The organism is Hymenobacter rigui, from assembly GCF_003944715.1.
Classification (GTDB): Bacteria; Bacteroidota; Bacteroidia; order Cytophagales; family Hymenobacteraceae; genus Hymenobacter; species Hymenobacter rigui.
Genome location: NZ_RWIT01000021.1, coordinates 50623 through 63110, shown reverse-complemented (window position 1 = coordinate 63110; position 12488 = coordinate 50623). Strand labels below are relative to the sequence as shown.

Here is a 12488-nt window from a genome sequence, read left to right as displayed (position 1 = left end):
TGCCGTTGACCTTGAGCTGCAGCGTGCTCACGCCCTCTACCGTTTTGGCGTAGGAAGCCAGCCGCTCGGCCTGGGCGGCAAAGGGCGGGGCCAGCGCCAGGCCCAGCAGGCCGCCGGCCTGCTTCATGAACGTACGCCGCGAATCTTGCTCGGGTCGCAGGTCATCCGGTTGCGCGTCGGGGAATAGTTCAGTGGGCATACATGTGTAGTTGAGTTGCGGAAAAATTTGGTTCAACGCTTCAGCACCGCGGGCAGCGCAGGTACATATGGCCACCCGCTTAGGCTACCAGCCAGCAGCACTCAAAAGGTTTATCACGGAACGATACTATAAAGTACGAAGAGTGTTCAGAAAAGTACCGGCGCTTACGAATGCTATTCCCGCAACTTTCAAATGGACAGGTACAGTTTTCAAAGAATTGACTGCTGCCGTATTGGTCCCGTTTGTTACCCTACTGATACGTGGGCCCGGCGGAAGGTCAGCGGTGTGGTACCGGTTTGCTTTTTGAAGAAGCTGTTGAAGTAGGTGGGGTATCCAAAGCCCAGGCTATAGGCAATTTCGGCCACCGTCCAGTCGGTGTGGGCCAGCAGCAGCTTGGCCTCCGTTACCAGCCGCTCGTTGATATGGGCCGTAGTGGACTTGCCCGTCACCTCCTTCACCATGGCGTTCAGGTGGTTGACATGGATGGCCATGCGGTCGGCGTAGTCGCTGGCCGATTTAAGCACCGGCTCCCGCAGCTGGGCCGTGATGGGAAACTGCACCTCCAGCAGGTTCAGAAACAGCGACGTGATGCGCTCGGCCGCGTTGACGGGCGCGTGCTGGGCCGAAGCCGGCTGCAGGCGGGCGGCTTCGTGGATGATGATGGAGAGCTGGTTGCGCAGCAAATCCTCCTTGTGGGCATAGTCCGATTCCAAGTCCCGGCGCATGCGGGTAAAGGCGTCGGTGAAGTAGCGCACCTGCTCGGCGTTGAGGTAGTACACCGGATTGCCTTCCACTTTGTAGAGCACCGTATCCTTCAAACTCACGCCGCGCATGGCCGAGTGCAGAAATGACTCGGAAAAGCAGCACAAATAGCCCTGCTGCTCGTGGAAGCCGGGCGTCACTTCCCAGGCGTAGGGAATCAGCCGGTTGGTGAACACCAGCGCGGGCCGGTCGACGACGTAGCTGCGGGTGGTGTAATACAGCTCATTGGCCCCTTCCACTACCAGTACCACCTTGAAAAGGTCGCGGCGGTCGAAGTTAGCCATGCCGCACCGGGCCTCGTGCATGGTCATTACCTCCACGTCGTTGCTCGGGAAGGGGCTGGCTCGTAGTGGAAAAGCGTGGGCGTCCGTCATGGGGTTGCTCAGCGCCTTGGCCAGTAAGCGCTGTTGGTGGTGTGCCAGTACAGACGCCGGTAAGCGGGGATTTGTTTCGGTCATAGTGGAGCGCTACGGAGAGTTGCTACAGGTAGGCGGCTATTTGGAAGACCGGAGCCCCTTGCCTATTGATAGCTGGCGTATTGCTGGTCGGTTACGGCCCGGCACTGCTGCCGGGGGCATTAGAGGTGCTTGACAACCCGGGCCGGTACGCCCGCCACGATGCTATTGGCCGATACATCCTTGGTGACGACGGCACCGGCACCCACAATGGCGTTTTCCCCGATGGTGACGCCGGGCATGACCGTCGCGTTGGCTCCGAGCCAGGCGCCTTTTTTGAGCACAATGGGCCGCGAATACGTGGCACGCCGCTGGCCGGGCTCGGTGGGGTGGTTACTGGTGATGAGGTTCACCTTGGGGCCCACCAGCACGTTGTCTTCCAGCGTAATGCCGCCCCGGTCCATGAAGGTGCAGGCGTGGTTCACGAACACATTTTTGCCGATGCGGATATTGTGGCCGAAATCGGTGTAAAAAGGCGGAATCAGGAAGAATGTCTCATCCACGGGCTGGTTGATGAGCTGATTAAAAATGCGGTTCACCTGCTCGTTATCCTCCACCGCAATGGCGTTCAGCTCCGAGGTAAGGCGAATGGCCTTGCGGATGACGGCGTAAATCTGGGGGTAGTCAGGGTCGTCGAGGGAAATGACCTCGCCGGCCAGCTCCCGCTCGAAAATGGTTCGGGTTTCCGGCGCCATATAGTCGTTTAGCAATAAGTGATTGAACATTGTGCCGAGGCGCATTGACTTGCCGGCAACCGCGCGGGCCGGCGCCCGGGTACCCGTTAGGCCTGGGCAGCCCGATATTCTTCGTCCGTTACGGGTTCCAGCCAGTCGGCTACCCCTTGGCTGACGTTGGGGTTGATGGCCAGGTGGGTAAAGAGGCTGTCGGGGGCAGCCCCGTGCCAATGCACCACGCCGGGCGCAATGCTGACCGCATCACCGGCCCGCAGCTGCCTGGCCGGCTGCCCCTTTTCCTGGTAGTAGCCCAGGCCCGCCGTCACCACCAACAGCTGTCCGGCCGGGTGAGAGTGCCAGTTGTTGCGCGCCCCAGGCTCGAAGGTAACGTCGCCGACGGTGCAGTCGGTGGGGTTGGCGGCGGCCAGCATGGTCACCCAGGCAGTACCATTGAAGTTTTCCGCCGGGCCGCGTTTTGTGCCGGCCGGGGTTTGGGAGGTGTTGGGGAGAGTGCTCATAGACAAGATGTTTTGAGTTAGTGGGGTAAGGCCTTTGGCTATACCGCCATATGGGGCATTAAGCAGGCAGGCATAAGAGCTGCCGCCAAGCACCGCTGCTTCAGCTAGCCCAATCCGCCGCACGGTAGCTCCTGTTCATTTCGTGCCGGACGGCGTCAAAGTTTATACCTACCAAGCCGGGCTATCAGCGGCCCCAGGGTAAACCGCACCTGCTAACCTGCTAAAAATCAACAGCACAAAGTTCCACCGGTAACAGCAACAAGTGTTAGCGGGAATCAAAGCAGTCAGTATACATTTCAAAGAATGCTGTGTGCTGCAATCAGTAAAATGTGAAACGAGCTATTATTGGGAAGAACGAGGCTGTTTAGATACAATTCCGGGTCGAACGGTGTGTCGTCCTTCGTCTGCCAGTCAGCCAAACGCCGGTTGTGCGGAATAATCACCTCAGTGACGCGCCGCCTCCCCTGCCGCAGGCTCGTGACGTCGAAAGCTTGGCTGGTCGGCAGTGAGAAATTAGACTTCCTGGCACAGCAGGGCAGCGCCCGGCCGGGCGCTGCCCTGCTGTGCCGATGGCTGCTCCACCATTTTAGTCAGTGTGTAGTTACCGGCCAGTTGAATGCCAGACGGGTCCAGGCACTGCCAATACAGATACAATACGCTGATATATAACTATTTACAGATACCCTATTTATCCTATGCGTTGAAGTGATAATATACACCCTGCCACCGTCTCCTCCTTCAGTGAGGCCGCCAGATGCGCTACAGTCTTTTTCACCTTTGAGGCAGTGGCCGCCTTCCGGGCCGGTGTTTAAGCTTGCACCACGCAGGCCATCAGCAACCCATCCGCTAACAGCAATCTGGAATGGGGCACGGATTAGACAGGCAGTACAACGATAGGTACGCGTGCGCTTTTATGGTTGCGTAGGGGCCGTGAGCGAATTGGCATAATTTACCAGATAAGCCAACTCGTGTGCCTTGGTAAAATGCAGTTTGTTGCGCCGCGCAAATTCGCGCAACTGAGGGGCACAGCGTTGGAAGTAGGCATATATATCCTTCTCCGGGTTTTGCAGAAACCATAAGCGCCCGTCAGGTTGTACCAAGTACAAGCCGTCTCGTTTTACGTTTTGAGAAACGGCGGCTCCATACACGTAGCTTGTTTGTTTTTCCAGCGCCAGTCGGTTGAGTAATACTACAGGGCCCGCACTCAGCTGCTCAAAAAATCCTAGCGTTTGGAAACCCTGGCGGCCTTGGTTTCTGCTCCAACGGCATACATGGAACACTCGGGTTACGCCTTCCGATGGTTTGTTGGGCCGTTGCAATTCCGGCCCGATTGGAAACAGTGCGTTGCCAGGGAAATACCCTTGGCGCATTAACAGAAAATCGTAGCGTCTTTTACTGTCGAAAGAAGCTGCCTGAAGTTGCCGTACCGAAAAGCTTTTTACCAGTACGGCAGGCAGCGTGTGCTTGCTGGGTTGCAATACCAGTACATCCTCAGGCCAGTAAAGCGTAGCGGATTCTCGTACCGTATCCCCGTTGGCCAGGATTATCTCAGCCCAGGCAAAATCCTGCGCGAAATGCAGGGCCTTGAGTTGCTCCGACATCTGAGCTTGCGCATTAAAGCTGCCAGTCACCAAGCCTGCCAATGTCACTAATCGGGCGTAACAGATTTTCAATTAGGTAGATACTAGAGGTATAGGAAACCCGCAGTTCCGCAAATACATGCAGAACTGCGGGTAAACCGTAGAAAAACAATAAAATATTCAGTTACTCGGCGGCCGTATCCGGGTGCGGTGTGCGGTCCTTGTGTGGGATGGTATGGCCTAGCTTGTCGCATCTGAGGCTGAATATTGGCGGTTGCACCGAATGAAGTGCCTGGCATGTACCGCTGCTACAGCACAGGCCAATTTCTCAATACGTTCGTAACTACCCGTTAGCGTGGACTGCCAGCGCATTAATATAGCCTATCACCTGTGCTATATCCTGTGGCGCTGACCAGATAATATGATGCTGATGGGCAAAAGACAATACTTCTCGCTTATAGAGCGGAAAGCAGTTCAACAGGTCTTTGCGGGGATTTTGCAAGAAATGGAGTTCTCCATTCGGCATTGATACGTAAAGTCGTGACTTTAACTCTCGGCCCGTGGCCCCGCCTGCTAAGCGCACAAATGTATCCGTTGTAGTTGTTGGAACGTTACTGTTCAAATTCGTCTTCACAAACTCGGTAGTAGGTCGCCGGTAAATCGTACGTAACGGTTGTGCAGGCACCGCGTCAACTTGGCGCTGAAGCAGCATCGCATTGCCAGAAACCAGTACTTCGAAAAACCCCGCTTTGCTTCGGTATCGTTGCATCTGGCTGGCGGGCCACCGGTGCGAAATGAACACCCTGTTTTTGTCGTGATGCAGTAAAGAGGGAAGCAGTGAACTGCGGGGGTCAATGACGGGTACTTTGCCAGCCTCAATATGAACGGCTGTTGGTGCTGAAGCCTCAATTAGCCGGAGCATTTCGGGGCTTATTTCTCCATTCACCACAAAAGCACGCAGTGCCATTGGCGAAAACGTACGACGCGTCTGATCGAGCATTGTCAGGATGATAATATCCTGCCTGGGAAGATACGTTAGTGGGCCACGCAGTGTGTCGCCGGAGTGCAGAATAACCAACGAGCCGGCAAAGCTCTTTTGCAACTCCTGTGCAACGCTACTTTTTGCTATACTCAATAGAATTCCTGCACTCAGGAACAGTTTTCTGATATTCATTCTGATGGCTTATAAAAGCCTGATAATACTTATTTTTTATCTGTCGGAAAAACTAAAAAAAACGACCTTGCTCAACTACTATAGTTGAACAAGGTCGCTTTTCCTTTCTGGCACTCAGAGAAACTACATTGTGGAGGCTGCCTCGGTATCCGGGTGCGGGGTGCGGTCCTTGTGCAGGATGGTGTGGCCCAGTTTGTCGCGCTTGGTGGTCAGGTACCGCTCGTTGTGCTCGTTGGGCTCCACTTCAATGGCTACCGACTCCACAATTTCCAGGCCGTAGCCGATGAGGCCGGTGCGCTTGCGGGGATTGTTGGAGAGCAGGCGCATCTTCGAGATGCCTAGGTCACGCAGGATTTGAGCACCCACGCCGTAGTCCCGCTCGTCCATGCCGAAGCCCAGCTCTAGGTTGGCCTCTACTGTGTCGCGGCCCTGCTCCTGCAGCTTGTAGGCGCGCAGCTTGTTGAGCAGACCGATTCCGCGGCCTTCCTGGTTCATGTACACGATTACGCCGCGGCCTTCGCGCTCAATCTGCTGCATGGCGCGGTGCAACTGGGGGCCACAGTCGCAGCGGCAGCTGCCGAAGATGTCGCCCGTTACGCAGGAGCTGTGCACACGCACCAGTACCGGCTCGGGGCCCGAAATATCGCCTTTCACCAAGGCCAGATGCTGGGCGTTGGTGGTGCGCTGGGTGTAGGCCACCAGGTCGAAGTCGCCGTAGTCGGTGGGCAGCTTCACCGAAATTTCGCGGGTGATGAGGCTTTCCTTTTCGAGGCGGTACTTGATCAGGTCCTGCACCGAAATCAGCTTCAGATTCCACTTGGTGGCAATTTCGCGCAGCTCGGGCAGGCGGGCCATTTCGCCGTCTTCCTTCAGAATTTCCACCAGCACCCCGGCCGGCTCGAAGCCCGCGAGGCGCGAGAGGTCGATGGCGGCTTCGGTGTGGCCGGCGCGGCGCAGCACGCCTTCCTTGCGGGCCTTCAGTGGGAAGATGTGGCCGGGCTTACCCAGCTCCTCGGGCTTGGTATCGGGGTCGATGAGGGCCAGGATGGTCTTGCTCCGGTCGGAAGCCGAAATGCCGGTGGTCACGCCGTTCTTGAGCAGGTCAATGCTCACGGTGAAGGGCGTAGCGTGCAGGGCCGTGTTGCGGCCTACCATCAGCTCCAGGCCCAGCTCCTCGCAGCGCTGCTCAATGAGCGGAGCGCACACCAGACCGCGGCCGTGGGTGGCCATGAAATTGATAACCTCAGGGGTGGCGCAGCGGGCGGCGCAGATAAAGTCGCCTTCGTTTTCACGGTCTTCGTCGTCAACGACTACTACAACTTTGCCGGCGCGGATGTCGGCAATGGCGTCTTCAATGGAATCCAGCATGGAGCGCGGATTAAACGGATTAAAGGATTTCGCGGATTTCGGTTACGGCCTGGGTGAGCCGTTTTCCATGCGCGGTACGCCGCTACAACCCGTAACGGTGCCGCGAAGTTACGAGAGAGTAACGGAGTAGCGGAGTAACTGAGTAAAACCCTACGAGCCCGGCACTGGAGGACGATGATAAAACCCTGTCATGCATGGCTGTCCGGGCCTGATGCGAAACAGCACCTACTCAGTTACTCCGCTACGCAGTTACTCCCTGGCCAGCTCGGTGGCGCGGTGCTGGGCGGCTTTGATGCCGGCAGTAAGCGTTTCGGCGAGGTTGCCGGCCCGGAATTCGCGGAGGGCGGCTTCGGTGGTGCCGCCTTTGGAGGCCACGGCGGCAATTAGCTCATCGGGGGTTTTATCGGAGGTATTGAGCAAATGGTAAGCCCCCAGCATGGTCTGCTTCACCAGCAGCCCGGCCACCGACTCCGAGAAACCCAGCTCCTGTCCGGCCTGCATCATGGCCTGCACGATGTAGTAGAAATAGGCCGGGCCGCTGCCGCTCACGGCCGTCACGGCGTCGAGCAAGCTTTCATCTTCCAGAAAAATGGAGCGGCCGGTGGCATTCAGCAGGTTTTCTACCTGGTGCAAACGGCTGCGCTCCACCTCCGGCGCGGCCGAAAACCCGGTGATGCCCATGCCCAGCAACGCCGGCGTGTTGGGCATGGCCCGCATAATTTGCCGGTGATTCAGCTCCCGCTGCAGCCGGGCAATGGGAATACCGGCCATGATGGACACCACTACCTGCCCGGGCTGCAGCACGGCCCGCAGCCCCTCGGCCACTTTACCGAAATCCTGGGGCTTCACGGCCACTAGCACTACATCGTAATTGCCCACAGCGGGCGTCATTTCGGCCACGGGCAGGCCGGGGTGGGCATCGGTGAGGCGCTGGCAGTGGTCAAGGTGGCGGCCCAGCAAGAGCAAATCGGGGCGGCTGACGAGATTGTAGTGCAGAAAGGACTTGGCGAAGGCCATGCCCATATTACCGCAGCCCAGAATGGCAATACGCAGTGGTTTCATGGAGGCAGGGGCCGACCGGAAAATTCCCCGGCAGCCGGGCCAACATAAGCAGGAAAGCCCACAAACCGCAACCAGCACCTCTTCCGGTTACACTTCCTACCTCTATTTGCCTGCTTGGCTGCAGGTGCGGCAGGTCAGCCATTGTGATTTTGTATATATATATTTCCATCCGAATATTTCTCTTCCCCTACCACACCACTATGAAAACCCTCGTTTTTGCTTTGCTGGGCACGGCCCTGCTGACTACTGCCTGCGAACAGGCTCAGAAGGCCAAAGAATCGTATTCCGCCATTTCCAAGCTGAAAGAAGCTGGCGAGAAGCTGGAAACATCTATGGAGGAAGTAAAAACGCAGCGCGAGGATCGGGTGAAACGCGGCGACACGCTTTCCTTGCCTTACAAAGACCTGCAGGCCTACCTGCCGGCTGAGATAAGCGGCTACACGGCCGCCAATCCCAGCGGCCAATCCACCAAAATGAGCGGCATTGCCTTCTCCACCGCCGCCCGCGACTTTACCAAGGACAACTCCACGGTGAAGGTGGAGCTGATGGACTATAACGGCGCGCATCAGTTGTACCAGGGTGCGGCCGGCCTGCTGGGCATGGGCCTGGAAAGTGAAAACGACGAGGAGCTGGTGAAATCAACCGACCTAGGCGTGAAAGGCGTGTCCGGCATGGAAACCTACCGCAAGAAGGACCGGCAGGCCGAGCTGATGCTGGCTATGGGCGGCCGCTTCATGGTCAAAATCACCGCCGACCAGCAGCCCGATTTGCAGCTGGTGGAGTCCGTAGCCAAACAAATCGACCTGGAAAAGCTGGCGGAAATGTAATTTAGAACTTAGATGTGAGAGCTTAGAAATTAGAAGCAAAAAGTGAAACGAGTTTGGGAAGCAGAAAGACGATGCTCACGCTTTTTAATTCCCGAACTCGTTTCGTCTTTTATACAGTCAAGCTCTCGGTTCTGAGTTCTCACATCTAAGCTCTATTTTTTTCCCTTACCGCTTGTGCTGAAAGCGTTGCGTGGGCTCCCAAACGGTGGTTTTTACGCCCCCCAGAAAACGCCACAGCCCCAGCAGCAGGGCCCCGTTCATACTATAGAAGTGCGTGATAAAGCGTAGCAACCGCAGGTGTACACCCAGCCGGTGCAAAGCTCCATCGAGCAGCAGCAGCGCGGGGGCGGCTACCTGGCCGGCCAGCATGAGCTGGTAAAACCAGCTCCCACCCCGCAGCACCAGTACCACATTGCAGAGTAGCATAAGCAGCAGCAGCAGCGGCGTAAGCCAGCGCAGCACCTTGTGCGACCAGTACGCGAAGCTTACACCGCGCCAAGGCGGCCACAACAGCCGCCGGAACGCCACCAGGTTCTGGAAATTGCCGGCCGAAATGCGGGCTTTGCGCCGGAACTCCTCCGGTAGCTTGTCCGACACATCCTCGTGGCACACGGCCGCCAGCTCGTTAATGGCCTGGTAACCGTCCTGCAGCACGGCCATCGAAATGAAGAAATCATCGACGATGAAGGAAGCCGGGGCCGGATGGTAGCAGCTGCGGCGCACGGCAAAGCAGCCCCCAAAGGCTCCAATCATGCTGCCCCATACCACGCCTTCTTGGTACTTAATCATGTTTTCCCGCTCCAGATAGGCCTTCTCCTGACCCGAAATACCGTCCTGGCGGTGGTCGGGGTTAAGGATGTTGCCGCCCACCTGTCCGATGGCGGGGTTGCGGAAGTGCTTGACGAGGTGGTAGAGTGTATCGGGCGTAAAAAATACGTTGGCATCGGTGAGCACCAGCACCGGGGCCGTGGCTTCCAGGGACAGGGCCTCCATTATGCCGGGCTTGCCGGTGCGCTGCCCAAACGGCCGAAACCGCAGCCGCGGATACTCGCGGGCCAGTTGCTCCACTAGGGCGTTGGTGCCGTCCTGGGAGTTATCGGAGCCGATGTAGAAGGTAAGCTTTTCCGGCGGGTACGAGGTGGCAAAAGTGGAGCAGATTTTCTCCTCAATTACCTGCTCCTCATTGTATACGGCCAGCAGAATATCCACCGCCGGCAGTTCCGCGCTGTCGGGGGCATATACGTTGGCGTTCTGGTGGCGGCCCCGGGCCAGGCGGCTTAGCAGCACCGGAAACCCCACGTAGGTATGTGCCACCAGGGCCAAGCCGCCCCACAGGCCAGCCGTTGCCAGGGCCTCAACGAGCGGCGGCACGGGGCGCGGGCGTCAGAATGGTGTACAGGTCCAGGAAGCTTTCCACTACCCGGCGGTTATCGTAGAGGCGGGCAATAGTGTGGGCAGCTTCCTCGCCAATGGCCTGCTGGCCCAGCTCGCCGCGGTAGTAGCGGCCCAAGCGCTCCACCCACTCCGAGGGTTCATCACAGAGCACAATATCAAACCCGTCGCGCACATGAATGCCTTCGGAACCCAGCCCGGTACTCATGATGCATTTGCCCAGCGCCATGCCTTCAATGATTTTGATGCGCATGCCGCCGCCACTCAGTAGCGGCACCAGCATCAGCTCATACTCCTGCATGAACCGCGCGGCCGACTCCACAAAGCCATGAATTGTTACACCGGGCAGCTGCAGGTTTTTGATACGCTCCGGGGTGTCTTTGCCGGCAATGTGCAGCTCCAGCTCGGGGTATTGCGCCCTGGCCTGGGGCCACACCTGCTGCAGAAACCAGTCGAGGCCCTCCAGATTGGGCAGCCAGTTCAGCGAGCCAATCATGAACAGCGTGCGAGGCCGGGGCCGAATGGTTGGGTCGCGCTGAAACCGGTCCAGGTCGACGCCAGCGGGCACGAATACCACGGGCTCCTGGCAGCCCAGGCGGCGCAGCCGTTTCTGGTCGGGCTCGGTAATGGCCGCCACGGCATTGAAGCGCGGCAGTACGCTATGCTCAAACTGCTGCAGCCGCCGGGCCAGATGCTGCAGGTACGCGCGCTTGAGCACGTTGTGTTCCCGCTCGGCCAGCATCTGCCAGATAGTGTATTCTACGTTGTGTGCCCGCAGCACTACCGGCAGTGCGGGAGCCAAACGCTTAATCGTATCCACGTACCAGGCCATGAATGTGCCTTCTATCTGCACGGCATCAAACTGCTCAGTACCCAGCAGCTCCGCCAGCCGGGCTTCCACGGCGGGGCTCACAAACCGCTCTACGTTGTAGGGCAGCTTGCCGAGCAGCAGGTTGCGCAGCGCCCGCATCGGCGAAAGACGCGTGTCCACATCCACCGTCAGCAGCCGCACATTGGGACCCAGATGGTGGAAGGCAGTAGCGGGCTGGTGGTGTTTGGGCGTGTTAATGGCCAGCACCGTAACACGGTGCCCGGCGCGGGCCAGGCCGGCGGCTACGTCGTACATAGCAATAGCGCCGCCATCATGGGGCGGGTACGGAACGCGCGGACAAAGCTGCAGAATATGCACGAAGGAAAACGGCTGGTCAGACTGCAAAACTACGCAGTAACGCGCAGCCCCGCTTCGCGCACAAGTAAAGTGCGTTTTGGAGTAGAGGGTACATATGCCTGTTACTCGCTTGGCTCATGCGCGAAGCGGAGCTGCGCGCTACTGGCGGAACTGCTCCAGCAGCGTGATGATCTGAGCCTCGGTACCCAGGAACAGGAAAATGTCACCGGGGCTGGGAATGATGTCGGCCGAGGGGCTCACCGTGAATTCGCCGTTCAAGTGCTTCAGGCCGATAACGGTAGCCCCGGTGCGGCTCCGGATATTCAGGTCCCGGATGCTCAGGCCGCGCCACTCGGGCCGTAGCTCATCGGAGCGCAGCTCTTCCAGCCGTAGCTTATGCGGCCCCAGCCCCGAAATCATATCCAGAAACCGGATTACCTCGGGCCGCATAATCAGGTTGGCCATGTGCGAGCCGCCAATTTCATCGGGCATCACCACGGAGTCGGCCCCGGCGCGCAGCAGCTTGGTTTCGGAGCTTTTGAGGCTGGCCCGGGCCACGATGGTAATATCGGGCGACAACTCGCGGGCCGTAAGCGTCACAAACACGTTATCGGCGTCCTTGGGCAGGGCAGTGATGAGGGCCCGGGCCCGATCCACGCCGGCCGCACGCAGGGTGTCGTCGAGGGTGGCATCCCCGAATACGGCAGCCACGGCCTCACCGGTGCCTTCCAGGGCTTCCTTCAACAGTGCTTCGTTCTGCTCCACCACTACCACATCGGCCCCGCTGCTGCGCAGCTCATGGTAGGCTTTGCGGCCATTGCGCCCGAAACCGCACACAATCACGTGGTCGGAGTAGCGGCGGATTTCCTGGTCGTTTTTGAGCATGGCGAACATACTGCGCAGGCCCCCGTCGAAGATGTAGGTGGTAAGCACCGACAACAGGTAGGCCAGCATTAACAGGTTGAAGAAAATATAGAATGACACAAACAACCGCCCGGCCGGCGACAACGGGTGCAACTCCCCGAAGCCCACCGTTGAAACGGTTATCATCGTCATGTAAAAGGCGTCCACGAAGGTGAACTTCTCCAACCACATGAACCCCACCACCCCCACGGCAAAGCTGATGGCCGTGAGGATAAGCGCGCCCACAAACCGGCTCAGGTTGAACCGGTGCCAGATGTCGCGCAGGTAGCGCAAAGCGGCAGCTTGAACGGGCGGGGGCGCGGGCATGGAGGGGAGTTGAGGCGGCAGAACTCTTGCAGCAGCAAGTACGCGAGGATGCTGCAAAGCCGCAACTCAACGGTAGCTA

Annotated in this window: 11 protein-coding genes and 1 pseudogene; 1 reads left to right on the top strand and 11 read right to left on the bottom strand. The window is 58.3% G+C overall.

What is annotated here, in order from left to right; all coding sequences use genetic code 11:
- From EI291_RS21280 to proC, 8 genes and pseudogenes are all read right to left on the bottom strand, one after another.
- A pseudogene (locus EI291_RS21280) lies at window positions 1-199 on the bottom strand (hypothetical protein); the annotation flags it as partial.
- Between the two features lie 245 nt (window positions 200-444).
- Window positions 445-1419, bottom strand: a complete 975-nt coding sequence (locus EI291_RS21275; RefSeq protein WP_125424301.1) for a helix-turn-helix domain-containing protein — start codon at window positions 1417-1419, stop codon at window positions 445-447.
- Between the two features lie 119 nt (window positions 1420-1538).
- Complete coding sequence (locus EI291_RS21270; RefSeq protein WP_125424300.1) at window positions 1539-2111, bottom strand: sugar O-acetyltransferase; 573 nt, start codon at window positions 2109-2111, stop codon at window positions 1539-1541.
- Between the two features lie 86 nt (window positions 2112-2197).
- Complete coding sequence (locus EI291_RS21265) at window positions 2198-2608, bottom strand: (R)-mandelonitrile lyase (RefSeq protein ID WP_125424299.1); 411 nt, start codon at window positions 2606-2608, stop codon at window positions 2198-2200.
- A 911-nt stretch (window positions 2609-3519) separates the two neighbouring features.
- Window positions 3520-4281 (bottom strand): hypothetical protein, encoded by a 762-nt coding sequence (locus EI291_RS21260; protein ID WP_125424298.1) that lies wholly within the window; start codon window positions 4279-4281, stop codon window positions 3520-3522.
- A 250-nt stretch (window positions 4282-4531) separates the two neighbouring features.
- Entirely contained in the window at window positions 4532-5362 is an 831-nt protein-coding gene (locus tag EI291_RS21255) for a hypothetical protein (protein ID WP_125424297.1), read from the bottom strand.
- A 123-nt stretch (window positions 5363-5485) separates the two neighbouring features.
- Complete coding sequence (locus EI291_RS21250; protein ID WP_125424296.1) at window positions 5486-6730, bottom strand: bifunctional 3,4-dihydroxy-2-butanone-4-phosphate synthase/GTP cyclohydrolase II; 1245 nt, start codon at window positions 6728-6730, stop codon at window positions 5486-5488.
- Window positions 6731-6979: 249 nt separating this feature from the next.
- Window positions 6980-7783, bottom strand: coding sequence for a pyrroline-5-carboxylate reductase (gene proC / locus EI291_RS21245; RefSeq protein WP_125424305.1), 804 nt, complete (start codon window positions 7781-7783; stop codon window positions 6980-6982).
- Window positions 7784-7992: 209 nt separating this feature from the next.
- Between proC and EI291_RS21240 the strand changes: the two genes are divergently transcribed.
- The gene (locus EI291_RS21240; RefSeq protein ID WP_125424295.1) at window positions 7993-8619 is read left to right on the top strand and encodes a hypothetical protein; all 627 of its coding nucleotides are present in this window, start codon (window positions 7993-7995) and stop codon (window positions 8617-8619) included.
- Window positions 8620-8784: 165 nt separating this feature from the next.
- On the opposite strand, the gene EI291_RS21235 is transcribed toward EI291_RS21240, so the two are convergent.
- The 3 genes from EI291_RS21235 to EI291_RS21225 all read right to left on the bottom strand — a co-directional run bounded on the left by EI291_RS21235 (window position 8785) and on the right by EI291_RS21225 (window position 12409).
- Complete coding sequence (locus tag EI291_RS21235; protein WP_125424294.1) at window positions 8785-9990, bottom strand: glycosyltransferase; 1206 nt, start codon at window positions 9988-9990, stop codon at window positions 8785-8787.
- Complete coding sequence (locus tag EI291_RS21230; RefSeq protein WP_125424293.1) at window positions 9974-11227, bottom strand: glycosyltransferase family 4 protein; 1254 nt, start codon at window positions 11225-11227, stop codon at window positions 9974-9976. Before EI291_RS21230 ends, EI291_RS21235 begins: the two co-directional genes overlap by 17 nt.
- A gap of 111 nt (window positions 11228-11338) precedes the next feature.
- Complete coding sequence (locus tag EI291_RS21225) at window positions 11339-12409, bottom strand: potassium channel family protein (protein WP_240635628.1); 1071 nt, start codon at window positions 12407-12409, stop codon at window positions 11339-11341.
- Between the last annotated feature and the right edge of the window lie 79 nt (window positions 12410-12488).